The organism is Rhodococcus sp. FH8 (genome assembly GCF_019266085.1).
GTDB classification, from domain to species: Bacteria; Actinomycetota; Actinomycetes; order Mycobacteriales; family Mycobacteriaceae; genus Rhodococcus_F; species Rhodococcus_F qingshengii.
Window position 1 is genome coordinate 1 of record NZ_LPNQ01000055.1, and the last position, 23,443, is coordinate 23,443.

Here is a 23,443-nt window from a genome sequence, read left to right on the forward strand (position 1 = left end):
AGTACGCGACCTCACCCGCACCGTTACCGGTGTTCGTGAACGTGAGTGTGTACTTGATGTCCTGACCGGCAACAACATTCGAACCCGACACCGGATCAGAGGACTTCACCACAGCGATCTTCGGAGACACCACCGGATGCTCAGTCGTCACCGGCGGAGGAGTGATCTCCGGACCGGTCGGCGGCTTCGCAGTACCGGTGACCTTGTTGTTGACCAGAACGCCGCCGGCAACACCGTCGTTGATCTTCACCTGATAGGTCAGAACAACCGACTTACCGGCCTCGAGTGCACCCGTCCACGAGAGCATGGTGCCCGACAGAGTCGGAACAGTCGCAGGAGCACCATCGACCGTCGCCTTGAGCGAACCGTCCACCAACGCCGCGTTGTCGAGAACCTTCGACAGATCATCGGTCAACACCACCGGATCAAGAGTCGTCTTACCCGTATTGGCACCCGTCACCGTGTACGTGATCGTCTGACCAGCAGCAACATTGGTACCTGAGACCGGATCCGCAGTCTTCGCGACCGTGAAACCCGGAACCAAGTGATTCGTCTCCACAGAAGGAGGAGTGATCTCCGGACCGGTCGGCGGCTTCGCAGTACCGGTGACCTTGTTGTTCAAGACTGTGCCCGCGGCAACGCCGTCGTTGACCTTCACCTCATAGGTGAGAACGACGGACTTACCGGCTTCGAGAAAACCAGTCCACGAAAGGGTGGTGCCCGACAGGGTCGGATCAGCGGCAGGAGCACCGTCGACGGTCGCCTTCAGCGAACCGGGAACGACAGCGGCGTTATTGAGAACCGCACCCAGATCATCGTTGATCTTTACCGGATCGAGCTTCGTCTTACCGGTGTTGGTTCCGGTGACGGTGTACTTGATCGACTCGCCGGCCTGAACCGTCGAACCGGAAATCGGATCAGCAGTCTTCTCCAGTTTGAAGCCGGGAACCGAGTGATTCGTCTCCACCGTAGGAGGAGTGATGTCCGGACCGGTGGGTGGCTTCGCAGTACCGGTGACCTTGTTGTTCAGAACCGTGCCCGCGGCAACGCCGGCATTGACCTTCACCTGGTAGGTCAGAACAACAGACTTACCAGCCTGGAGATTGGCGGACCACGACAAAATGCTGCCCGACAGGGTCGGAGCAGCGACAGCAGCACCGTCGACGGTCGCCTTCAGCGAGCCCGGAACGACAGCAGCATTGTTGAGAACCGCACTCAGATCGTCTTTGATCGTCGCGGGAGTTAGGGCCGTCTTGCCGGTGTTAGCACCGGTGACCGTGTACGTAATGGTATCGCCGGCCTGAACCGTCGAACCTGTCGCGGGCACAGCGGTCTTCGCGACCGTGAACCCGGGCATGGGATGCGTCGTGCAGAGATTGGTTGCAGGATCGCATGTTGTGGGAGGAGTTGTTGTCCCCGGAACGAGGTAGTTGTTCAGGACTTTGTTGCCACCGTCTTTGACCGTGACGGTGTAGGTGACAGTCCCTTTGCCGCCGGCTGGCAATGTGCCGCCGACTTTGATTTTGTCGGCGCCGTCCAATGCAGCGGTGAGTCCGCCTGTAGCAGCACCGACCGCAACCGTTCCGTCATCAATGACGTCGGCAAGGAAGTCCGTGTAGTCGATCGTTGCCGGCGCAGTGCCGGGATTCTCGAAATTCAGAGTGTAGGTGATTGTTTGGCCGATATTGACCGTCTCACCGGTAGGTGGTGACGACGACTTCTTCACGAGAACCGGAGTGTTCTTGACCTTGCAGTACACGTTGTCGCCCGGTGTGAGTGCTGCCTGCGCAACGTCCCCGACCCTGAGCGCCTGGGTCACACCGTTTACCTGGCAATCCCATGACGTCGCATAGTTCGCGGTCTTGGTCGCCGAGGTAGTTGGCTTCTCCCAGAACGTGACAGGAGTAGGTGTCGTATCTGCGAGGAGCGTACGCCAGCCAGTCGATGCCGTCGTATCTGTAGCGCCGGTCGTGGTGCTCTTGATCTCGGTCGCTGCAGCAGCACCCGCGTTTGCGTGGTGGCCGGTGCTCATGCCGATAGTGAAATCGTCACCGGGGGTGACGCGCGTGAGGTCCTTGTCGATCTTGACCTTCGAGAGCAGGACACCGAAAGCCAGACCCTGACGAGAGGTCGCCAGAACGGTATTACCGAACGTCGCCGCGAAGTTGGTTGGAGCGGTCGATGCAACAACCAAAGTGCCCGGCGAATACTCCTGGTTGTTGACCAGGTTCCAAGAATCGCATCGGACGGTGGTGGCGGGCATAGCCGTCAGCCCACCGTCACAAGCGCGAATTCCGGGATAGCCAGGTTCGTCAACACCAACTGTGCGCGCGATTTGTCGCAGCGGCTTGTCCGAATTGAAGGTGAGGAACTCTTTGTCGGTTGATGTGTTTGCGTCAGTCGACTCGGCATCGGCTGCTACGAGACCGTAGTTGTACACCGTGCCATTGGGCCCGGTCATCACGATGTTCTTGAGCGACACCGTCCCGCCGGATTGTCCATTCACGGAGGACTTCTGGTAGATCGCGGGCTTGATCGTCGACGGCACACCCGTGTAGGCGGACGTTCCCAGCGCTGAGTAACTCAACGTGGGGAGTGCCTTCGCTTCGACCCCCTGATGCGTCTTTCCTGCTACCGAGTCGGTGAGGAAAGCCTTGAAGTTGATCTTGTAGCCCTCGGTGAGCTGGATTTCCATCGACTGCCCGGCCGCGGATGTGGCCGCGGCTTCGTTGAGCGCCGACATGTCGATCCAACAGATGTTCTGCGAGAAAGGGCCAGTGTTAGGGGCGCTGAAGGCACAGCCCTTTGCGGGCTGTTCGTCCGGCAGGACAGCAGCACGAGCCGGCGTCTGAGCCTGAACGGGACCGCCGAGCGTCGCGGCCGGCTGCGCTGATGCAGCTACTGCCGTCGCGCCGGAGAGGCCGAGAATCATCGCGATGGCGGTCCACACCACCGTCCACGCTCGCACCCAGGGCGGGAGCCCTGCGGTGAATAAGGCCGACCTTGTCGGCGGTATGTCGTTAGGCATTTCTTACTCCCCAGGATGTGCCTGATCGATGTTCGGTGGACGGAGATGCGAGAGCGCTGGCGCGAACTCCCGATTGATCGGTTGGTTCGGGTCGATCCGCCTGTTTTCGGCTGATCGACCTCACACCGGACGCTGTTGCCGGTCCTGTCATTCGAGCTCCTCTTCGGAAACACCTGCGTGTTGGAAGAGCCGCCCTGAACAGGACCTTGGCCCTCGAAATCCGTGCAAATCGAGAGCAACCTTCCAGTTATCTGGTTCAAGATAACAGATAACCGGGAGCTTGCCCATCGAAAGTCAGACAAAGCAGACCGATCGACGTTTTTGTTCGTAGATCGGACAAGCTTCGAGGAGCAGCGTTGTTCAAGCGAACAATTCAGCCCTCGGCGCACGGCACTGCGCCGGACGCGATGGCATTCAGCGTTTCCGCTGACCAGATCGGGTGACGACCAACTTCGAGGCGACCAGGAATCTGGACAAATGCCCAATATGGATAAGGCCTGTTGGATGCGCCACAGCCCCTCGAACCATGAACGGAAACTCCGTACTGAATGGAGTCCAATCGCCCGTGCAAGCACGTAGAAATTTATCGAATTGGTCCAGACCGCACCCGGCGACGGCTGCCGGTAACGAAGCACTCCGGCGCTCCGATAATTGGGTTGCGAGGCGCCATCTTCGACCGAAACCGGGTCGGCGCCTTCGATCCAGACCCAACTTCAAGTCCGTTTTGTAGCTTTTCGGTTGGAGCAGTCCTGCTCATTTTCTGCCATAGCTATTTTCTGATCCTGCTCAGCTAGTCGAAAGTTCAGCGACCGTGGCTACCACTCGGCAGAATTCTCGTAACTGACGAGCAACAACCGGACTAACCAGCCAAGCGTCACAAGAGTGCCAAAAAGGGCCCTTCCGCGTGCCTCGAGACAAATGCCTCGAGGGCGAAAGGGCCCGAACCGGGCACCACGGAGCCAAGGGCCCCGCCGCAAGCTAGCTGCTGCCGAACCCCACACTGTTGGCGTAGCGATCGAAATCGCCCTGCGCCCCGCTGTAAACGTTGATATCGGTATTTCCGGTGATCCCGGGGATGCGTCCGGTGCTGGTGTACTGCCAGAAGGTCCAGTTGGACCAACCACCGGGCAGCGGGCCCGGTGCGTTCTGCCCGTTGTAATCGGCGATCCACAGCGGGTAGTGGTTGAACTCGGTGGTGTTGGCCATCTGGGTACGCCAGAAGTTGGGGTACGTGTAAATGATTGGCTGCCGCCCGGTGAGTGCCTGGACTGTATTCAGGTAGCGATGAGTCCAGTCGATGACCTGACCGGCGGGAAGTCCCTTCGCGTCCTCGAGATCCAGAACGGGCGGGAGGTCACCAGGTCCGTTGATACCCAGGACGATCGCCGAATAGAAGGCGGCCTGGGCTTCGGGGGACTGGCGAACATCTGCGTAGTGGTAGGCCCCGCGCGAGACGCCGGCAGCCCGCATGACCAGGCAATCCTGGATGAAGTACGGATTGACGTAGTTGAGCGACTCGGTGGCCTTGACCATCGCGAACTCGTGCCCTGACGCCTTGACCTGGAACCAGTCGATTCCGGTTCCGTCCACGTGCTGCCACGACGAGACGTCCGGGCCGCGGGGAGCGTCGGCAGCGGCGAGGCCAGGTGCCGTGATCGCGATGGCAACTGCCATCGCGATCGGGGTGAGCTTGCCCAGTGTCCTGACGATCCGTCGCTCGACCATTTCCCGAGAGTAAGGTCGACTAGTCCGTTTTGTCCGCTAATTCAGGGAATGTTCACTCAACCGAGCCAATCGAGAACAGCCGCCGCGGTCCACGACTGTTGCATGCTGCCCAGCGGCTCACCGGTGAAAGGCTCGTAGTACTCGGCAAAACTGCCATCACTGGCCTGCCGCAACCCCTCCGAACGCAAGACGTGCGATCGCTCGGCCCACCCCCGACGCGCGAACGCCCACGAGAACAACCACGTGATCACCGGCCACACCGGGCCGCGCCAATACTCCCGAGGACGGAAATCGCCGGAAACCGGAGACGTCGACGGTGGGACGGCAAATCGCATGTCCGGGTGGCCACAGAATTTGGGCCCCTCGAAAGTGCGCAACAGAGCGCGCTCGGCATCGCGGCTCAGGCCGCCACACAGCAACGGCGCAAACATCGCGATGGTCTCGGTATGAACCCATCGTCCGGTGCGAAGATCGAAATCCTTTGCTGCACCCGATCGTTCATCGGTGGTGGCAATTACGCCCTGCCGGAATCGATCTGCCCAACCGCGCAGATCACGGACGTCGGAGTTTGGTCGCGAATGCTCCTCACCGATAGTTGCCAAAACGTCACATGCCATCGAGAAAACCGCACTGACAAACACGTCCTCCACGGCAAAACTCATGGCAGTGGCGAGTTGAGAATCCTCGTACCTCACGGCCTTCATCTCTTCGAGAAGCCAAAGGTAGCGGTCGTATTCGTGATCCGTGGGTCGCTGAGACAAGTCGGTCACCACAGCGAGATCAGCGCGCTGATACGCAGGCACTTGTCCCGCAACAACATTCGCGTACGCCAGATCCCATCGCGGAGAATTGTCCATTCCCGATTCCCACCCGTGATAGAGCGCGATGCGGCCGTTGCCGTCGAGATCGCGGGCCTCCGCCAACCAGCGGTGCCACCGAACCAGATCGCTCCAGCGCCGGTCGAGGAACTCTTCCGCGACCGCACGCGTCGTACGTCCGTGCCGACGCGAATGATCGAGAATCCGCTGCACCGCAATCGCGTGAACGGGGGGTTGGGTGATTCCCGATGTAGCTGTACCCAAAGGAGCATGCGCTGCCAACGCATTGACATCCCAACGCGTCGGGCCGGGGAAGTAGCCGTCGACACCGTTCGCGAACACGATGTGCGGAATCATTCCGTTCTTCCACTGAGCCGAGAGCAAGGTATCGAGCTCTACTACCGCCCGTTCGACGCTGAGCGGCGCCAAACCTACCGCGACGAACGCGGCGTCCCAGCTCCACATGTGGGGATACAGCTTCGGGGCAGCGCTGGTCATCGTGCCCAGGTCGTTTCCGCGCAGCAGGTAGGCAGCTCGGGCGGCGAGCTGAGTCGGGGTAAATCCGCGGTCGGCCATAGATGTCTATTTTGCGACGCGCGGCGCCTTTGCGCTCATCGAGCACGAATCGGGCGCCGTAACCGCGATAATGTGGCAACACCGTCAGGCGATCTCGAAGTGGAGGGCTTGTGCGCGAGAAGATCAAAGCACTGCTGTTCGACGTCCAGGGCACAGCGACCGATTTTCACAGCACCCTGTGCCGCGAGGCCCGTCGGATCACCGACGCCGACGTCGACTGGCCAAGATTCGTCAATCTCTGGCGCGCTGAGTACTTCGCGAACACCTCCGAGGCCGACGACTCCACAGGCGAATGGGTGACAGTACATTCGGTGTACCGCGAGGCTCTGCGCAAGCTGTTGGCCCGCGAGAGCATCGAACTTTCCGATGCCGAACAGGAAGAACTCACCACCGCCTGGAAATTCCTGGACCCGTGGCCGGACACCGTCGCCGGCCTGACAACCCTGCGCCAGCAGTACACAATCGCTGCCTTGTCCAACGCCGATGTGAATGCCGCAGTCAGCATCTCCCGGCACGGAAATCTGCCATGGCATGCCGTCTTCACCGCCGAAATGGCCGGTGTCTTCAAACCAGATCCGAAGATCTACCACCTGGCTGCTCGATATCTCGGGTTCGACCCGGCCGAGATCATGATGGTTGCCAGCCACAAATATGACATCCGGGCGGCCAAAGCTCTCGGGTTCCGCACAGCCTTCATAGCTCGACCACTCGAATTCGGAGCCAGGGGCAATCCCGATGTGTCATTCTCCGACGAGTTCGACATCAACGCCGAGGACTTTCTGGATCTGGCAGCGCAATTGGTCCACTGATGCCGTGCCTGCGCGTCGTTGCTGGTATTCCTACGTGAAGGAATATCGAAACGGACAGGCGGTTTGGATTTCATGGGCACCAAGGAAGACAGCGCTACCCGCGAACGCAAGGCCCTGCGGTACTCCCTCGTGGTCGCAACGGCGTTGGCTGTGCTCGCCGCATTCTGGGGCTGGATCTCGCAGTCCCAGGTGATCCTGCTCGACGGTGTGTACGCCCTCATCGGAATGGTGTTGACGGCGCTGTCGCTGCGGGTCTCGCGGATAGCCGACTCGGGCCCCACCGCACGCTTCCCCTTCGGTAAGGAGGCATTGATCCCGGTAGTCATCGCTGTCCAGGGCATGGCGCTACTGGCGACGCTCGCCTACGCCGCAGTCGAGGCAGTTCGTGTCATCCTCGCGGGCGGGGCCGACGTCACCGCGGGATCGCTGGTGGCATACGGCGCTGTCAGCGCAGTGGTGTCGATCATCATCTGGCGCTACGTCGGACAAGTCGACCGCACATCTGATCTGCTCGTCGCCGAAGCCAGGCAATGGGGAGCGTCGGCTGCCTTCAGCGCGCTGGTCGCAGTCGGTGCTGTCGTCGCAATGATCCTGGGCCGCACCGATTTCTCCGACGCCGACCGATATGTCGACTCCGTCTTGGTCCTCCTCGGCTGCGCGTTGTTGGTCCCGCAACCGTACGCACTTCTGCGAACCGCACTGATCGAACTCCTCGAAGGTGCTCCCGGCGAAATCGTTCAGGCCCGCGTGCACGAGGCCATCACCGCCGTCCGCGACGAATTCGGCTTGGACGAACCGACTCTCACCATGAGCAAGGTGGGTCGCAAGCTGTATATCGAAGCGACGTTCATGGTCGCGCCACACAGCTGGGACATCGACGGTGAAGACGCAGTTCGACGCTCGTTCGCCACCAGCCTCGCCGATCTCCCCTACGAACCGTGGCTGAACATCGAACTGACTACAGATCCGGCGCTGATGCTCTAGCGACGGAATATGCTCTCGAACAACAGAATCACGACGGCCGGGCCCACCGCACCTTCTCGAAAACGTCCTTGACTCGAAAGTATGTTCGAGTACGATGGGAGATGGAACGGGGGGTTCTCATGACGATCAACATCACCGACGATGCCGTCACCGACGTGGTCAACAACTCCGCCGTGGGTGTGCGCGGACGATTGTGGCGGCTGCACCCCAGCGACGTCCGCGAGATCGCCATCACCGCGTCAGCGGAAATCCTTCGCCTGGAAGCCATTCGAGTGGCCGCCGTCGACACCCTGACGTTGAACCCGGACGAACAAGTACTCTGCTACCGCGGCACCGGACAATGGCTCGCGAACCACACCATGCTGCAAATCTCCACCGGCAGAAGAATCGCAACCCTAGGCAAAGCCCTACGGTCGTTTCCCGAGATCGAAGACCAATTCGATGCCGGCGACCTCACTTTCGAGCACGCAGCACTGATCGTGGCGTTCTGCGAATCCCCACCCAAAACAATGCCCGACGCCGCGCTACCGTACTGCCGCGACACACTCCTCGCCGCAGCATCCGGCGTCGAAGCGACCACCGTCAAACTGCGCTACGCCATCAGCGTCCTCGAGCACATGTTCGAATCCGACGACATACCGCCAAGCGAAGACACCGATCGGAACGAACTGCGCATCTCCCCGACCCTTAACGGAAGAGTCGCCGTCCGAGGCGATTTCGACGGAGTGACCGGCGAGATGCTTCTCTCCGCCCTCTCCAGCCTCTCCATGCCCACCCCCGCCAAGGACGGCACACCCGACAAACGACCCGCCGCCACACGCAACGCAGACGCCATGGCAGAACTCATCCGGCGCTACCTCGACAACGCTGCCACCGGTATCGACGGCGGCCAACGCCCACACCTGAACGTGCACATCAACGCCAAAGACCTGGCCTACCACCGTGAATGCGCCACAACGGGTGATGGCTCAACACCTGTCCCCTCCGAGGACGACGATCCCGGCATGCTCGATCTCGACTTTCACGATCTCGACAAACAAGATCTCGATGTCGGCCACATGCCCTGGATGGGACCACTGAGCGTCGGCCGCACCCGCATGATCGCCTGCGACTGCATGCTCTCCAGCGTCCTCCTCGACGAAAACGGTGCCCCACTCGACGTCACCCCACTCAAAAGGCTTGTCACCGCAGCACAACGCACCGCCCTGATCGCCCGCGACAAAGGCTGCGCCTTCCCCGGTTGCGACTGCGTCCCCGCCTGGACCGACGCCCACCACATCAAACACTGGGCCAAAGGAGGACCAACCGTCATGGACAACCTGGTCCTACTCTGCCGAACCCACCACACCCTGATGCACCGAAAACCCGGATTCACCGGACAATGGGAAATCCGAATGGGCACCGATCACCTGCCCTGGTTCATCCCACCACCGGGCATCGACCCCGACCGGAAACCCCGCCGCTCCACCACACGACTCTGAACCCGGAGGTCACCGAGCAAACGCCTCGGTGACCCATTCCGGCGTGCTCTCAATTGCCTGCCCACTCCAAAAGATCTTCGGCGGTCCAAGTATTGATCACCCGATCCGCTTCGACGCCGCACTTTTCGGCCCGGTCACAGCCGTAGCCCTGCCAAGCCAACTGACCGGGGGCATGGGCGTCGGTATCGATGGAGAAAAGACAATCGAGATCGCGGGCCAACTCGATCAAACGCGAAGGCGGGTCACGACGCTCCGGTCGGGAATTGATCTCAACGGCTGTGCCTGATTCGCGGCAGGCCTCGAACACTTTCTCCGCGTCGAACTGCGACTCGGGCCGGGTTCCGCGAGCACCCTCGACAAGACGCCCGGTGCAGTGTCCGAGAATATCGACACGCGGGTTTCGCACTGCAGCAAGCATTCTGCGGGTCATCGCCTCACGTTCGGACCGCAGCTTGGAGTGGACGCTCGCCACCACGATGTCGAGTTCGTCGAGCAGATCGGGATCCTGGTCGAGTGAACCGTCCTCGAGGATGTCCACCTCGATTCCCGTGAGAATGCGGAAGGGAGCCAATTCGGCATTCAACCCGGCTATCACGTCGAGTTGAGACCGTAGGCGCTCCGCGGACAGCCCGTTGGCAACTGTGAGGCGAGGCGAATGGTCGGTGAGGGCGCAGTAGTCATGGCCGAGTGCTGCTGCGCGTCGCATCATTTCTTCGATGGGGCTTCCACCATCGGACCAGTCGGAGTGGGTGTGGAGGTCGCCGCGGAGGGCTTGTCGCAATGGGCTGTCGCCGATGGGCTCAGCCTGCCCCCGCAGTTCCTCGAGATACTCGGGGATGCCGTCGTACGACTGAGCGATAATCGTGGCAGTCTTCGGCCCGATGCCGGTGAGGGCCTTCCAACTGTCGGCTTTCCGGCGAGACTCCTTCTGCTCGTCGGACAATCCTGAAAAGACCTCCGCAGCTCGGCGATAGGCCTTGACGCGGTGCGTTTCAGCGCGTGATCGTTCGAGCCAGTAGGCGATCTCCCGAAGCGCTTCATCCGGTTCCATGAGACCACTGTTCCGTCAGCAGCGGCTCGCGGCAACCCTTGATCCCCTTACGCTGTGAATATGGACGACCCGAGAGCACGATTTGAAGCTGCGCGGGTGGCTCACCTGGCAACGGCAGATGCGGCCGGCGTTCCGCACATCGTGCCGCTGGTATTCGTCTTGGTCGGCGGCACCGTCTATTCCTGTGTCGACCACAAACCGAAAACCACGACCGCTCTTCGCAGGCTCCGGAACATCACCGAGACGGGGCGCGCAAGCCTGCTGGTCGATCATTACGACGACGACTGGTCCGCGCTCTGGTGGGTCCGCGTCGACGGACATGCGGAGGTTCTCAACCCGGGCACCAAGGAGTCCGAGAGCGCGATCGATGCTTTGGCCGCAAAGTATCCGCAGTACGTAGATCACCGACCGCACGGACAGGTGATAGCTGTCCGCGATGTGGAGTGGTCGTCGTGGTCCGCAGCAGCCTAAGGTTCTGTCCTAGTGTTCAAGGAACGAAAGTGATTGCAACACTCTCAATTCGGACAAATTGGCGGGGGATCGATGAAACGACGGCAGTTACTTCAGCGCGCAGCCACAGGTCTGGCGCTGGTAGCGGGACCTCAGGTGATCGACATGGGTAGCAGTTCCGGAAGCAGTCAAGACGCAACAAGCCCGTTGAACGAACAGTTGTCGGTTGTTTCGCTCTCACACGTGAACGACCCGGCGACGACGCCGGTTTTTCCAGGCGACCCCGAGTTCACTCTCGACACAGCGGCCACCATCGCAAACGACGGCTACTACCTCCAGTACGTCAAGGAAGGTGAGCACACGGGCACGCATTGGGGCGCACCCGCACACTTCCAGGAAGGCGGCCTCACAGCCGACCAACTCGATCCGGCGGACCTCTTCCTCCCCGCAGTGAAGATCGACATCCGGGACAAGGCTGCCGCCGATTCGGACTATGCGCTCACGGTCGCGGACCTGCAGGAATGGGAAACGCGCAACGGCAAGATCCCCGATGGAGCGGCCGTAGTTCTCTGGACCGGGTGGGAATCGCGCTGGGGTAGCGAAGAATATGCCAACTCCGATGCCGAGGGCGTCACCCACCAGCCCGGCTTCTCGGTGGACGCGGCGCGGTGGCTGATAGACACCGGCCGTTTGGGCACCCGCGGAGCATTGGGAACCGACACGTTCGGTCCCGACCTCGGAAACGACGAAACCTACCCCGTCTCGACAATCCTGTACGACAAGCATCGAATCAGCCTGGAGAACTTGAACAATCTTGCCGCCCTGCCAACCACCGGGGCTAGCATCCTTGTCGGTGGTGCGATCAACAAGGCCGGATCGGGTTCACCGGCAACGATTTTCGCACTCCTACGGCGATAACCATTTGCGACGGTCGCCGTAGACAACGACCGCGCCCTTCCCACTTCTCTTCGCCTCGTACATCGCCGCATCGGCCTGGCGAAGAAGAGTGTGCGCGCTGAGCGGTTCGTCCCCGAACTCGAACTGCGCGGACTCGAAATGCGCGACACCAACGCTCGCACCCACCGACACCGATGTGTCTGCAGTCTGATCGGACCTGAGCGCGTCGACGATCCGGCGAGCCACGACGACGGCGTCGTCGATCGTGCCCTGCAGGAGCACTGTGAACTCGTCGCCACCGAATCGGGCGACAAACGCACCCTCGGGAACCGCTTCGCGCAGACGTGCTGTGAGAGCAACCAGTAACCGGTCGCCGGCCGGGTGCCCGTATCGATCGTTGATCTGTTTGAAGTCGTCCAGATCGACAAGCATCAGCACCCAATCGGAGTTCGTCTGGCGATAGTCGTCGATGGCGCTCGCAAAGTGTTCGTCGAACGCGGCCCGGTTTGCAAGCTCGGTGAGTGGGTCGTGATGTGCTCGGTACCTCAGCTCGTCCTGGGCAGCGGAGATCTGTTGAAGGAGCGCGTCGTTCTCGAGGAGCGTGAGTATTTGGCGCACCAGCGCGAGAACCAACACGCCGACGCCGAGTATCACGACCACGGCATCGAGGTTGCCGACGATCAGCGCCTGAACAGTCACGATCGTCGCGATCACCGCGATCAACAGATACGGCAGCAGCAACTGAGTCCGATCGCTTCGCCACTGCTGCGGCGCGTTGCGGTTCCGAGGCTCGGTTCGCTTCGTCAGCGCCGCCAAGGCGATCAACGGCGGCCCCGCGATGAACCCGGCATCGGCGATGGTCGGCATACTCTCGGCGCCGATCGCCACCAAGTACGCGTAAAGACTGTCCGAAAGGGAGAGCATCACCAACCCGCACCCGAGGAACGTCAGCGGTTCGCGGATCTCGGCAACGGCCTTCGGTCCGATGACCATCAGCAAGACCATGGCGATCAGAACGAAGTCGGTGATCGGATACATCACCGCGACAAGAAACCCGAGAGATCCCGTCGGACCGGTATGAACGACGGCGCCCAGGGCCGTCGTCCACGTGAGGATGAACAATCCACCGACAACGACAAGGCCGTCGAGCGTCAGCACGAGCCAGAGATGGATCGGACCGATCGCCTCACGCCGGGGCGACTGACGCACCAACGACAGAAGCGCCGGCACGGCGAACACCGGGAACATGAAGAAACCGATATCCGCGATCGACGGCGACGGAAGTGGAACGTGGAGAACCGAGCGGTAGAACGCCCAGAAGAACATCCCGAGAGTCCAGCCGGCCATACCCAGAGCCATCAGAGTTCGCCAACGACGCTCGACGCCGTGATAGCGCCGCGATGTCCACCAACAGACCGCAGTTGCGGTGGCTCCGCCGACGAGCTGGGCGATATCGTCCACCAGAACCGAAGTTCGTGGGCTGAGCAGCCCGGATCCGGCGAGAGCGATGACCGCGACAACGACGCCGAGAACCAGCCACGTGCGTCGCGCTCGGAACTGCGTCATCGAAGAACCCATCGGTGTTCAAGGCGTCACCACCGATCGTCTTGCAGCCGGCATCGTTGCGGCCGGAATGTTGTGGTGACGAATGCCCGTACGAACCTACCCGATTTGGTAGCGGATTGTTAACTGGACGAACGATCAGGAAGGCTCGTACGCCCCGCGGCGCTGTATTCCGCTCGGGTCCTACGCTGCTGCGAAGTCCATTTCGCGATCACCCCTTGCGAGGGGCTGAACAGGTACACCAGAGCGAACACGATGCCCTGCGTCATGACGACCATGCCACCGGAAGCCGTGTCGAGGTAGTAGCTGACGTAGATACCGGCAATCGCGCAGACTGCGGAAACGACGGGAGCTATCACCAGCATCCGCGAAAACTTGTCGGTGAGGAGGTAGGCCGTCGCGCCGGGGATGATCAGCATCGCCACCACCAGCACGACGCCGACGGCTTGCAACGCCACAACGGACGTGAGTGCGAGGACGCCGAGTAGCAGCGCACCCAGGCGCTTGGGCGAAAGACCTATCGCGTTCGCATGGATCGGGTCGAAGGCGAACAACGTCAGATCACGACGCTTGATCAACAGAATGCTCAACGCCAACGCGCCAAGTATCGCGACCTGCAGAAGATCTGACGAGCTCACCCCCAGCAGGTTGCCGAAAATGATGTGGTTGAGATCGGTCTGGCTGGGGGTCACCGAGATGAGAACCAAACCGAACGCAAAGAGAGTCGTGAAGACGATACCGATCGCGGCGTCTTCCTTGACGCGACTGGTGTTACGGATCAGTCCGATCAGCGCTACGGCGATCAACCCGAAGATCAAGGCCCCGATAGCAAATGGAGCGCCAACGACGTAAGCGAGGACAACACCCGGCAGCACGGCGTGCGAGACGGCGTCGCCCATCAACGACCACCCGATGAGCACCAACCAACAACTGAGCACCGCGCAGACAACCGCTGCCACAACCGCAACGGCCAACGCGCGCACCATGAATCCGTACTGGAGAGGATCAAGTAGGAGTTCTACGAGGTTCATCGATCAGGTCCTGTCCATCACGTCGAGACCGAAAGCCAGGGCGAGGTTTTCCGGTTGCAGCACGGTGTCCGGGTCGGAATGCACCAGGACCTTGCGCATGAGCAGTACCGCCTCGTCGCAAAGTTTCGGCACAGCGTGGAGATCGTGGGTCGAGACCAAGATCGACCGGCCGTCGGAAGCCAACTCTCGTAGCAGCGTAGAAATCGTTGCCTCGGAACGCTTGTCGACGCCCGCAAACGGCTCGTCCAGCAGCAGTATCGACGCGTCCTGCGCGATGCCGCGTGCGACGAACGCGCGCTTCTTCTGACCACCCGAGAGCTGACCGATCTGACGATCCGCAAATTCGGTGAGTTCCACCCGCTCGAGGGCCTCTGCCACCGCCTCGCGATCTGCACGCCGCGGACGTCGCAAGAATCCGAGGTGACCGTACCTGCCCATCATCACGACGTCACGGACGCTGATCGGGAAGGTCCAGTCGACGTCTTCACTCTGCGGCACGTATCCGACGCGGCCGCTCTTGCGCGCAGTGGCTGCGTCGAGACCGGCGATTCTGACAGAACCGTTGTCCGGCTTGATCATCCCCATGATCACTTTGAACAGAGTCGACTTTCCTGAACCGTTCATGCCGATCAGTCCGCAGACGCTACCCGAGTTCAACGTCAGATCGACGTGGTCCAGTGCGTGGACCTCGCCGTAGTGAACGCTGACGTTTTCGACGCGAATGGCTTCGTTCATGATTTACCGCCGGTCAGACCGCCGAGGATGACGTCGGTGTCGTGGCGAATCATGTCCAGATAGGTGGGCACGGGACCGTCGGCTTCGGACAGCGAATCGACGTACAGCGTTCCGCCGAACTTCGCGCCGGTCGCCCCGACAACCTGCTGCATGGGGGCATCCGAGACCGTCGACTCGCAGAAGACGGCGGGAACGGAATTGGCTCGGACGAAGTCGATCGCGGCGATGATCTGCTGCGGCGTCGCCTGCTGCTCGGCATTGACCGGCCAGATGTACGCCTCGCTGAGTCCCGCGTCCCTGGCCAGATAGGAGAACGCACCCTCGCAACTGACGAGTGCACGCTGACCTGCGGGCAATGCCGCCAGCCCACTGACCAGGCCGTCCTGAACTGCTTGCAGTTCCGCCTTGTACTTCGCGCCGTTCTCCGCAAATGCCGAGGCGTTGTCCGGGTCGAGGTCGCTGAAAGCAGTCACCATGTTGTCGACGTAGATCTGCGTATTCAACGGAGACATCCATGCATGCGGATTGGGCTTGCCCGCATACGCGTCGCCGGCGATCGGAATGCCTTCGACGCCGTCGCTGACCACAACGTGTGGCACGTCCAGTCCGTTGACGAATTTCGCGAACCACGCCTCGAGGTTCATGCCGTTGTCGAGGATCAGATCGGCTTCGCTCGCCCGCCGAATGTCTCCGGGCGTCGGCTCGTAGCCGTGAATTTCGGCCCCCGCCTTGGTGATCGACTCGACGCGAAGATGATCGCCGGCAACGTTCTGGGCGATGTCCGACAGCACGGTGAACGTGGTGAGCACCACCGGGCGGTCGTCGCCGGAGCCAGAACTCACCGCAGAACAGCTGGACAGAAGCAGGGCGGCGAGGGCGGCAATTCCCAGGCGGCGGAAGTTCTTCGCGTCGCGTGTCGTCATGGTCGAACTCTAATATGTGGGTAAACAAATACACAAGTTCGTCTGGCCGAACAATCCTCACTCGATAGGCTCGCACCATGCGTCCTACTGCCTTGATCACCGGTTCCAGTCGCGGCCTCGGAGCTGCCATCGCACGCGAACTGGCGCCGACACACGACCTGCTGCTCGGTGCACGATCCGCACAGGCCCTCGAGCCGATCTGCGCCGAACTGCCCGGATCGACGCCCCTACCCCTCGACCTCACGGACTACGACGCCGTCGCCGCCGCCGCCTCGTCCATCACGACGCTCGACGTGCTGGTACACAACGCCGGCGTGGCCGACATCGGAACCATCGAGGAATCCTCGGTCGATCAGTGGCGACGCACCCTCGAGGCAAACGTCATCGCCGTCGCCGAACTCACGCGGGTTCTCCTGCCCGCGCTTCGTGCGGCTGGAGGTCACGTCGTGCTGATCAATTCGGGTGCCGGACTGCGCGCCAACGCCGGTTGGGGCTCGTATGCGGCCAGCAAGTTCGCCCTGCGCGCTTTCGGAGATGCGTTGCGCCTGGAAGAGCCGGCACTGCGGGTCACCTCCATTCACCCCGGACGGATCGACACCGACATGCAGCGCGACATCGTCGCGGGTGAGGGCGACGAGTACGACCCTGAGCGCTTCCTGAAAGCCTCCACTGTGGCGCGTGCCGTACTCACTGCCGTCGAAACACCGTCCGACGCACACCCCACGGAGATCGTGCTTCGACCTACCGGCCGGTAAATCCCCAGTTCGGCGGTAACGGAATGGTGACGATGGCCATCCGGATATCGCTTTTCCGGGCACTGGCCCGATACTGACATCAGTTGTCGGACAAAGAGACTGGACTTGTCTCAGGAGTTCATCGAGAGGTGGTGTGCGATGCATGATCATACGGATACATGGGGGATCCCCAGCCAGACTTTCCTTCAGTGGTACCTGGTGGCGGCTGCCGTCGCGATCGGACTCTCGCTGTACAGCCGAATGACTGCGCGCCGGTCACCGGTGGTCGTCGACTCGGTCCGTCGGCCGCTCACTCCTCCCGAGATCGGTGCCTTGACCAGTGACTACCAAGCGGTGCTGGCGTCGATGGCTATTCTGCGTAGCGCCGAGCTGATCAGCACCGAAGGCAAAACCAAGCTGGCACTCACTGCGGAGGACAAGAATCGTCTCGACTGGTTCACCCGTACGGTGCACAAGCGGCTCGGCAACGGAAAGGTCCCGCTGCGGCAGGTGCGTCTGATGGGACGGCTGAACGTCGCACTCGCACAACTACGTACGACGTTGATCGACGAGGGATATTTGCAACGCCAGCAGGACGGTCTGACCGCTGCCCTTCGGACCGTTCCGATCGTGGCGGTAATTGCTCTCGGCTTGGTCCGTCTCGTCGCCGGAATCGCCGGCGGTAAGCCGGTCGGGTTCCTGCTCCTCACCATCATCGTTCTCGCTCTGATGATTCCACTTCTTCGCATCAAGCGTCGTCGGACAGCTTTGGGAGACAGCGAGCTTCGACGCCTCAAGCACGAAAACTCTTACCTCTCACCGAAACTGCGGCCCGCGTACACGAGCTACGGTCCCTCGCTCGCCGGGCTGTCGGCGGCGCTCTTCGGTGCGGGCGCTCTGGTTCTGATCGATCCGGCGCTGGCGGGAGCGGTAGCTGCGGGCGCCGCGTACAGCCCGGGCGGCGGAAGTTCGAGCTACTACAGTTGTGGCTCCTCATCCGGATCATCCGGCTCGGACGGCGGTGGCGGCAGTGGGAGCAGTTGCGGCGGCGGGGGGTGTGGGGGATGAGCACGCATGCAGCCGACACGTGGGGGATCCCCAGCGAGGATTTCCTCTACGGCTACATAGCCGTTGCGGCCACGCTCATGGTTCTCACTCTGGGGTGGCGTCTGATGATCCGGGCACGCCGGCACGGGTACTCAACCGAGCACGGGTATTCCGCCGAGCAACTGACGCCTCCGGAAGTCGGAATGCTCACCGGCGAGTCACGCGCCATCGCAGCATCATTGGCAATCCTGCGTAGCGCTGACCTGATCACCACCGACGGCGCTGTCCTGCGCCCGTTGGGCCCTGGCGACGAGACCCTGGACTGGTACACCCTCACCGTGTACCAGCGCCTGGCCCAGCAGGCTCTACCCCATCGTCGGCGGCAACTCGCCGAGCGTATGACGGTGGAAACAGCTCGCCTACGAAACTCTTTGGCGGACCGGGGATACCTGACCTCCGACAGCGCCAGGCGTTCAATCTTTCTCTCCACAGTTCCGCTGAAGATCCTGGTGGCCGTGGGTATCGTCCGCATTGCTTTCGGACTGCACAACGACAAGCCCGTCGAGTTTCTGATTCTCGCCGTACTCGTCACCGGGTTCAGCATCCCGCTGCTCGGGCTCAACTTCGATCGAACCACCTCTGGCAAGGCGGCACGTTCGGAACTGACCACGGCACACGCCTACCTGTCCCCGCGCAACAAGCCTGCCTTCTCCGCCTACGGACCGCGTTTGGCGGGAATGTCCGCTGCTCTCTTCGCCAGTTCGGCGATGCTGATGATCAATCCCGCCTTGGCCTCCGCCGCCGGAATCGGTGCCGACGGCAGCGGAAGTAGCGGGGGTTCGGACGGTGGCGGTTCAGGCGGGGGAGGCAGCAGCTGCAGCGGGGGCGGCGGATGTGGCGGCGGCGGCGGTGGATGCGGGGGATAGCCGCGCCCGGGCGAGCATAAGCGCTGCGGCCTCGGTAGTGATGCCACGTTCCTCGCTCAACGAGTACACCTCGTCCAAGGTTCGACCGATGCCTCGGGTTCGTTCGACGACGTCGTCTTCGTTCCACCCCAGGACTTCTCGCCCCACGAGGTGAAAGGCTCCGCCTGCGTTCGCGACGAAATCAGGGGCACAGAGAACCCCGCGGTCTCGCAGAACCTCACCGGCAGCGGCATCGGTCAAGATGTTGTTTGCTGCGCCCGCCACGGCCAGAGTCGGAATCGACGCAGCCGCAGCGAAATCGATGATGCCTCCCATCGCGCAGGGGGCAAAGAGGTCACACGGTGTTCGGAGGACCTCGCCGGCAGGAACGACCGTGTGCCCCGCGAGAGAAGCCGCCTCGAGGCGCTGCGGGTCCGTATCGGCAACCAGCAGACGTGCGCCAGCCTGCGCTGCGAGACGGACGACGTCGCCGCCGACGGCGCCGAGCCCCTGTACCAGTACCGTTCGGCCGTCGAGTGTTCCGAGTCCTCGGCGACGCGCCGTGGCCTTCATCGCTTCGAACACACCCAGAGCGGTGGCGTGCGCGCTGGAACCGGCGCCACCGTTGTCAACCGAACGCCCGAAGACGTATCTGGTGGTGCGACTGAGCTGACCCATGTCGGAAGAGTTGGTGTTGACGTCGGGACCGGTCCAGTAGTTTCCTTCGAGCTTGTCGATGTTCTCGGCGTGGATGCCGAGGATACGAGACCAGGTTGCGGCGTCGATCTGATTGCGCGGTGCTGGCAGTGCGATCACCGACTTCCCGCCACCCATCGGCAGGTCGGAGACAGCCATCTTCAAAGTCATTGCACCGGCGAGCTTCCCGGCGTCCGCCAGAGCGTGGCCGATCGAGGGATAGTGAGCGGCCCGCGTGCCACCCGACGCCGGTCCCAGACGGGTGGAGTCGATTCGAATCACGAAAGTCGTGCCGGTCTCCCGATCATGGCGAGTGACGGTCAGTTCACCGTCCCAGCGCAGTTCGTCGTCGATACTCATTGAATCTCCTTTTCTGTCTCCGGGTCAGTTGTGGGCGTGCAGTGGTGTTCCCGCGAGTGCGAGCATGGCCTCGCCCAACGCTTCGTTCTGACTGGGGTGCGCGTGGATGAAACGCCCCACTTCATCGGGAAGTGCTTCCCAGGCAACGGCCAACTGCGCCTCACCGATCAGTTCGCCGACGCGGTCTCCCACCAGGTGAACTCCGACAACAGGGCCTTTCGTTCCGCTTCGAATCACTTTGATTCCGCCGGTAGTTCGCAGGATCTGACTCTTGCCGTTACCTGCCAGGTCGTAGATGACGGTGGAGACGTCGGCGTACTGCGTGCGCGCCACCTCTTCGCCGAGCCCGACCGATGCAACTTCGGGATGTGAGTACGTCACGCGAGGAATCAGATGTTCGGCGACCGGTATCGGATCCTTGCCGGCAATCTGTTCGGCCACAAAGATTCCCTGCTGGAAGCCTCGGTGCGCCAATGCAAGACCGGGCACGATGTCACCGACCGCGTACACACCGTCCACGGACGCACGGAGGCGTTCGTCGGTGACGACAAACCCCTTGTCGAGGTTGATTCCGTTTTCTGCGAAACCGCTACCGTCCGTGCGGGGTCCGCGGCCGACGGCGACCAACAGTAGGTCGGTGTCGAATATCGTTCCGTCGCCCAGTTCGACGCGGACCGAATCGGCTGCTTCTTTCGCGGAAACCATCTTCGTACCTGTCTTGCACACGATTCCGCGTTTACGATAGGCCCGTTCGAGCTGCTTCGACGACCACGGGTCCTCGGCGGCGATCAGTCGGGGGAGTGCCTCGACGATCGTGACTTGGGCGCCGAACGAGCGCCAGAGGCTTGCGAACTCGACGCCGATGACACCGCCACCGAGTACCGTTGCGCTGGTGGGCACCCGGTCGAGTTCGAGTGCCTGGTCGCTGGTGACGATCCGTCGGCCGAGTTCGATGCCGGGGAGTTCCCGCGGATACGAGCCGGTGGCCAGAACGAGTGATGTTCCGGTGTAGCGGGTTCCGTCGACGTCGATGCTTCGCCCACCGACGTACGTTCCGTATCCGTTGACGATAGTGATCTTGTGTTGCGCCAACAAACCTTGCAGACCGCTGTACAGCCGCTCGACTGTCCCGTTCTTGTAGTCGTGCACCTGCGCGATGTCGATGCCGTCAAAAGATGCCCGGACTCCGAATTGCTCACTGGTGCGTGCCGAGTCGGCCACCTCGGCGGAATGCAGCAGCGCCTTGGTCGGGATGCATCCGCGGTGCAGGCACGTTCCGCCGACCTTGTCCGCCTCGATCAGCGTGACCGACAATCCGAGTTGGGCGGCGCGGATGGCGCAGGCATAGCCGCCCGATCCTCCACCGAGGATCACGACGTCGCTGTGGGGTTCTGCAGTTGTCATCAGAGCCTTCCCAGGACGCGGATCGGGTTCTCGATGTAGTCACCGAACAGCCTGAGGAATCCGCCGGCTTCGCCTCCGTCACAGACGCGGTGGTCGAAGCTCAACGAGATCTGAGTGACCTTACGAACGGTCAACTCGCCGTTCACGACCCACGGCTTGTCGATGATGCGTCCGATCCCCAGAATTGCCGCCTCGGGGTGATTGATGATCGGAGTCGATCCGTCGACCCCGAATACCCCGTAGTTGTTGAGCGTGAACGTGCCGCCGGTCAGGCGGGCGGGTTCGAGTTTGCCGTCGCGCGCAAGGTCGGTGGTCACCCGAAGTGCTTGTGCGAGTTCGACGGTGCTCAGGGCGTCCGCATTTCGAATGACCGGTACCATCAATCCCTTCGGTGTCTGCGCGGCGATCCCCAGGTGGGTGCGGGCGTGTCGGACGATCTCGCCTCGAGCAGTATCGACCGACGAGTTCAGTTCGGGGTACTGCGCCAACGCCGCGATGGTCAGCCGAGCCAGGAGCGCCATCAGGCTGATCTTGTCGGAATCGGGCAGTGACTTGTTGATCTCGGCTCGCGCCGCCAACAGTTCGGTGGCGTCGACGTCAACCCAGGTTGTTGCGTCCGGGATCTCACGGCGGCTGGTGGACAGCTTGTCGGCCACCACCTTGCGTAGTCCCTTGATCGGGATGCGTTGGTCGCTCACGTGCGACGTTTCCGTCTCCGGGCCGGTGTTCGACCCGGCCTCGACGTCAGCACGCGTTATCACCCCGCCGGCACCCGACCCGGAGAGCAAGGACAGGTCGATATCGTTGTCAAAGGCCAGTTTACGAACGATTGGTGAGATCACGCGTACCGACGGAGCCGCTCTGCGACGGCGTCTCGGTGCATCCTCGCTGGTGCCGTAGCCGATCAGGACGTTGCCCGAACCGGCGCGTTCCTCTTCGCGGTAGCGCTCGTGGTTGGCCGAAACGACCGCGTCGACACTCTCGCCACCACTCACAGTGATCAGCGGTGTGCCCACCTTCAGGGTGTCTCCGTCTTTACCGTGTAGTTCGATCACGGTCCCGGCGAACGGGATGGGCACATCCACAGCAGCTTTCGCAGTTTCCACCTCGACGACGATCTGATCGATGGTGACCACGTCGCCTAGCTTGACGTGCCACTCCGCGATGTCGGCCTCCGCCAGTCCTTCGCCGAGGTCGGGGAGCATGAAAACCTGATTGCTCATGCCGTCACCGCCCAACGGGTGTCCGGGGCGTCGTTCCACTGCAGACGGTCGACGGCGTCCAGGACCCGGTCGATGCTGGGCAGGTGGTGACGCTCGAGCTTGGGAGCGGGGTAGGGGATGTCGAAGCCGCTGACCCGGAGCACCGGGGCATGGAGATGGTGGAAGCACCGTTCCTGCACGCGGGCAGAAATTTCTGCACCCACACCGGCAAAACCTTGCGCTTCCTGGATAACGATGCAGCGTCCGGTCTTTCGCACCGATGCGGTGACCGTCTCGTCGTCGAACGGCACTATCGAGCGGATGTCGATCACCTCGATGTCCCGGCCCTCGGCTGCAGCGGCCTCGGCGGACCTCAGTGCAACGTCCACGGACGGACCGTAGGCGATGAGCGTCGCGTCACGACCGGGGCGACGGACGACGGCGCGACCGATCGGCTCACGTGCGGTCAGTTCGACATCTGCTCGCGCGAAGTACAGCTTCTTGGGCTCGAGGAAGATCACGGGGTCGGGGTCCTCGATTGCCGAACGTAGCAGCGAGTACGCATCTTCCACCGTGGACGGCGCCACAACCTTCAGTCCGGGTGTGTGCGCGTAGTAGCCCTCACTGGAATCACAGTGATGCTCCACCCCGCCGATACCGCCGGCAAAAGGAACACGAATGACTATCGGAATCGACAGCGCGCCCTTGGTGCGGTTGCGGATCTTCGCGACATGGGAGGCGATCTGCTCGAATGCCGGATAGGCAAACGCGTCGAACTGCATTTCCACGACCGGACGAAAACCGGTCATGGCCATGCCGATTGCGAATCCGATGATGCCGGACTCGGCGAGGGGAGTGTCGAAGCATCGGTCGTCGCCGAAGTCGCGGGTGAGGCCGTCGGTGACGCGGAAAACGCCGCCCAGGGTGCCGACGTCCTCACCGAAGACGACAACGTTGTCGTCCGCAGCCAGAGAGTCGCGTAGCGCGGTGTTGAGGGCCTGAGCCATCGTGAGCATGGGCATGG

The 23,443-nt window shown here is 62.0% G+C and carries 20 protein-coding genes; 8 read left to right on the forward strand and 12 right to left on the reverse strand.

Features of this window, described 5'->3' with window-relative positions; genetic code table 11:
• The 3 genes from ATN38_RS02020 to ATN38_RS02030 all read right to left on the reverse strand — a co-directional run.
• Positions 1-3,028: isopeptide-forming domain-containing fimbrial protein (locus tag ATN38_RS02020; RefSeq protein ID WP_256931531.1), on the reverse strand; the 3,028-nt coding region annotated here is incomplete at its 3' end.
• Between the two features lie 978 nt (positions 3,029-4,006).
• Positions 4,007-4,702, reverse strand: a complete 696-nt coding sequence (locus tag ATN38_RS02025) for a glycoside hydrolase family 25 protein (RefSeq protein WP_372588554.1) — start codon at positions 4,700-4,702, stop codon at positions 4,007-4,009.
• Between the two features lie 107 nt (positions 4,703-4,809).
• On the reverse strand, positions 4,810-6,147 hold the full coding sequence (locus ATN38_RS02030; RefSeq protein ID WP_019746148.1) for an amylo-alpha-1,6-glucosidase: 1,338 nt from the start codon (positions 6,145-6,147) through the stop codon (positions 4,810-4,812).
• A gap of 110 nt (positions 6,148-6,257) precedes the next feature.
• Between ATN38_RS02030 and ATN38_RS02035 the strand changes: the two genes are divergently transcribed.
• The 3 genes from ATN38_RS02035 (at position 6,258) to ATN38_RS02045 (ending at position 9,421) form a co-directional block, all read left to right on the forward strand.
• Positions 6,258-6,956, forward strand: coding sequence for a haloacid dehalogenase type II (locus ATN38_RS02035; protein ID WP_069146768.1), 699 nt, complete (start codon positions 6,258-6,260; stop codon positions 6,954-6,956).
• A 72-nt stretch (positions 6,957-7,028) separates the two neighbouring features.
• The gene (locus tag ATN38_RS02040) at positions 7,029-7,940 is read left to right on the forward strand and encodes a cation transporter (RefSeq protein ID WP_046379693.1); all 912 of its coding nucleotides are present in this window, start codon (positions 7,029-7,031) and stop codon (positions 7,938-7,940) included.
• Between the two features lie 119 nt (positions 7,941-8,059).
• Positions 8,060-9,421 carry an HNH endonuclease signature motif containing protein gene (locus ATN38_RS02045; RefSeq protein WP_218747512.1) on the forward strand — a complete coding sequence of 454 codons (1,362 nt, stop codon included), beginning with the start codon at positions 8,060-8,062 and terminating at the stop codon, positions 9,419-9,421.
• A gap of 49 nt (positions 9,422-9,470) precedes the next feature.
• Here ATN38_RS02045 and ATN38_RS02050 read toward each other — a convergent pair whose 3' ends face one another.
• Entirely contained in the window at positions 9,471-10,472 is a 1,002-nt protein-coding gene (locus ATN38_RS02050) for a PHP domain-containing protein (protein ID WP_003942580.1), read from the reverse strand.
• Positions 10,473-10,532: 60 nt separating this feature from the next.
• Here ATN38_RS02050 and ATN38_RS02055 point away from each other — a divergent pair, with 60 nt between their 5' ends.
• On the forward strand, positions 10,533-10,943 hold the full coding sequence (locus tag ATN38_RS02055) for a TIGR03668 family PPOX class F420-dependent oxidoreductase (protein WP_230359309.1): 411 nt from the start codon (positions 10,533-10,535) through the stop codon (positions 10,941-10,943).
• Positions 10,944-11,087: 144 nt separating this feature from the next.
• Positions 11,088-11,840: a cyclase family protein gene (locus ATN38_RS02060; RefSeq protein WP_172403480.1), complete on the forward strand. Its 753-nt coding sequence runs from the start codon at positions 11,088-11,090 to the stop codon at positions 11,838-11,840.
• Here ATN38_RS02060 and ATN38_RS02065 read toward each other — a convergent pair.
• The 4 genes from ATN38_RS02065 to ATN38_RS02080 all read right to left on the reverse strand — a co-directional run bounded on the left by ATN38_RS02065 (position 11,829) and on the right by ATN38_RS02080 (position 16,071).
• Positions 11,829-13,385 (reverse strand): GGDEF domain-containing protein, encoded by a 1,557-nt coding sequence (locus ATN38_RS02065; RefSeq protein ID WP_063315366.1) that lies wholly within the window; start codon positions 13,383-13,385, stop codon positions 11,829-11,831. The genes ATN38_RS02060 and ATN38_RS02065 overlap by 12 nt on opposite strands.
• A gap of 119 nt (positions 13,386-13,504) precedes the next feature.
• A complete protein-coding gene (locus ATN38_RS02070; RefSeq protein WP_218747513.1) occupies positions 13,505-14,413 on the reverse strand; it encodes a metal ABC transporter permease in 909 nt (302 codons plus the stop codon).
• A gap of 3 nt (positions 14,414-14,416) precedes the next feature.
• Positions 14,417-15,148: a metal ABC transporter ATP-binding protein gene (locus ATN38_RS02075; RefSeq protein WP_003942501.1), complete on the reverse strand. Its 732-nt coding sequence runs from the start codon at positions 15,146-15,148 to the stop codon at positions 14,417-14,419.
• Positions 15,145-16,071, reverse strand: coding sequence for a metal ABC transporter substrate-binding protein (locus tag ATN38_RS02080; RefSeq protein WP_218747515.1), 927 nt, complete (start codon positions 16,069-16,071; stop codon positions 15,145-15,147). Before ATN38_RS02080 ends, ATN38_RS02075 begins: the two co-directional genes overlap by 4 nt.
• A gap of 77 nt (positions 16,072-16,148) precedes the next feature.
• On the opposite strand from ATN38_RS02080, the gene ATN38_RS02085 reads away from it, so the two are divergent.
• The 3 genes from ATN38_RS02085 to ATN38_RS02095 all read left to right on the forward strand — a co-directional run bounded on the left by ATN38_RS02085 (position 16,149) and on the right by ATN38_RS02095 (position 18,778).
• Positions 16,149-16,826, forward strand: coding sequence for an SDR family oxidoreductase (locus ATN38_RS02085; RefSeq protein ID WP_007729052.1), 678 nt, complete (start codon positions 16,149-16,151; stop codon positions 16,824-16,826).
• Between the two features lie 138 nt (positions 16,827-16,964).
• Positions 16,965-17,873, forward strand: coding sequence for a TIGR04222 domain-containing membrane protein (locus ATN38_RS02090; protein ID WP_218747516.1), 909 nt, complete (start codon positions 16,965-16,967; stop codon positions 17,871-17,873).
• On the forward strand, positions 17,870-18,778 hold the full coding sequence (locus tag ATN38_RS02095) for a TIGR04222 domain-containing membrane protein (RefSeq protein WP_151098516.1): 909 nt from the start codon (positions 17,870-17,872) through the stop codon (positions 18,776-18,778). The genes ATN38_RS02090 and ATN38_RS02095 overlap by 4 nt, the downstream gene beginning before the upstream one ends.
• Here the strand turns inward: ATN38_RS02095 and ATN38_RS02100 are convergent.
• From ATN38_RS02100 to ATN38_RS02115, 4 genes are read right to left on the reverse strand one after another with little or no spacing between them, the layout of a single operon-like run.
• On the reverse strand, positions 18,707-19,813 hold the full coding sequence (locus ATN38_RS02100) for a Glu/Leu/Phe/Val dehydrogenase dimerization domain-containing protein (RefSeq protein ID WP_218747517.1): 1,107 nt from the start codon (positions 19,811-19,813) through the stop codon (positions 18,707-18,709). The genes ATN38_RS02095 and ATN38_RS02100 overlap by 72 nt on opposite strands.
• A 24-nt stretch (positions 19,814-19,837) precedes the next feature.
• The gene (lpdA, locus tag ATN38_RS02105) at positions 19,838-21,217 is read right to left on the reverse strand and encodes a dihydrolipoyl dehydrogenase (protein WP_042924318.1); all 1,380 of its coding nucleotides are present in this window, start codon (positions 21,215-21,217) and stop codon (positions 19,838-19,840) included.
• The gene (locus tag ATN38_RS02110) at positions 21,217-22,440 is read right to left on the reverse strand and encodes a dihydrolipoamide acetyltransferase family protein (RefSeq protein WP_218747518.1); all 1,224 of its coding nucleotides are present in this window, start codon (positions 22,438-22,440) and stop codon (positions 21,217-21,219) included. The genes lpdA and ATN38_RS02110 overlap by 1 nt, the downstream gene beginning before the upstream one ends.
• Positions 22,437-23,441, reverse strand: a complete 1,005-nt coding sequence (locus ATN38_RS02115; protein ID WP_218747519.1) for an alpha-ketoacid dehydrogenase subunit beta — start codon at positions 23,439-23,441, stop codon at positions 22,437-22,439. The genes ATN38_RS02110 and ATN38_RS02115 overlap by 4 nt, the downstream gene beginning before the upstream one ends.
• Positions 23,442-23,443 lie beyond the last annotated feature (2 nt).

What these genes read in the sequence shown, in the direction of transcription:
- lpdA (WP_042924318.1), bottom strand. Translation starts at nt 21,217, where the DNA reads ATGACAACTGCAGAACCCCACAGCGACGTCGTGATCCTCGGTGGAGGA.
- ATN38_RS02075 (WP_003942501.1), bottom strand. Translation starts at nt 15,148, where the DNA reads ATGAACGAAGCCATTCGCGTCGAAAACGTCAGCGTTCACTACGGCGAG.
- ATN38_RS02040 (WP_046379693.1), top strand. Translation starts at nt 7,029, where the DNA reads ATGGGCACCAAGGAAGACAGCGCTACCCGCGAACGCAAGGCCCTGCGG.
- ATN38_RS02060 (WP_172403480.1), top strand. Translation starts at nt 11,088, where the DNA reads ATGGGTAGCAGTTCCGGAAGCAGTCAAGACGCAACAAGCCCGTTGAAC.
- ATN38_RS02030 (WP_019746148.1), bottom strand. Translation starts at nt 6,147, where the DNA reads ATGGCCGACCGCGGATTTACCCCGACTCAGCTCGCCGCCCGAGCTGCC.
- ATN38_RS02055 (WP_230359309.1), top strand. Translation starts at nt 10,533, where the DNA reads ATGGACGACCCGAGAGCACGATTTGAAGCTGCGCGGGTGGCTCACCTG.
- ATN38_RS02080 (WP_218747515.1), bottom strand. Translation starts at nt 16,071, where the DNA reads ATGACGACACGCGACGCGAAGAACTTCCGCCGCCTGGGAATTGCCGCC.
- ATN38_RS02115 (WP_218747519.1), bottom strand. Translation starts at nt 23,441, where the DNA reads ATGCCCATGCTCACGATGGCTCAGGCCCTCAACACCGCGCTACGCGAC.
- ATN38_RS02095 (WP_151098516.1), top strand. Translation starts at nt 17,870, where the DNA reads ATGAGCACGCATGCAGCCGACACGTGGGGGATCCCCAGCGAGGATTTC.
- ATN38_RS02025 (WP_372588554.1), bottom strand. Translation starts at nt 4,702, where the DNA reads ATGGCAGTTGCCATCGCGATCACGGCACCTGGCCTCGCCGCTGCCGAC.
- ATN38_RS02110 (WP_218747518.1), bottom strand. Translation starts at nt 22,440, where the DNA reads ATGAGCAATCAGGTTTTCATGCTCCCCGACCTCGGCGAAGGACTGGCG.
- ATN38_RS02070 (WP_218747513.1), bottom strand. Translation starts at nt 14,413, where the DNA reads ATGAACCTCGTAGAACTCCTACTTGATCCTCTCCAGTACGGATTCATG.
- ATN38_RS02100 (WP_218747517.1), bottom strand. Translation starts at nt 19,813, where the DNA reads ATGAGTATCGACGACGAACTGCGCTGGGACGGTGAACTGACCGTCACT.
- ATN38_RS02090 (WP_218747516.1), top strand. Translation starts at nt 16,965, where the DNA reads ATGCATGATCATACGGATACATGGGGGATCCCCAGCCAGACTTTCCTT.
- ATN38_RS02085 (WP_007729052.1), top strand. Translation starts at nt 16,149, where the DNA reads ATGCGTCCTACTGCCTTGATCACCGGTTCCAGTCGCGGCCTCGGAGCT.
- ATN38_RS02050 (WP_003942580.1), bottom strand. Translation starts at nt 10,472, where the DNA reads ATGGAACCGGATGAAGCGCTTCGGGAGATCGCCTACTGGCTCGAACGA.
- ATN38_RS02065 (WP_063315366.1), bottom strand. Translation starts at nt 13,385, where the DNA reads ATGACGCAGTTCCGAGCGCGACGCACGTGGCTGGTTCTCGGCGTCGTT.
- ATN38_RS02045 (WP_218747512.1), top strand. Translation starts at nt 8,060, where the DNA reads ATGACGATCAACATCACCGACGATGCCGTCACCGACGTGGTCAACAAC.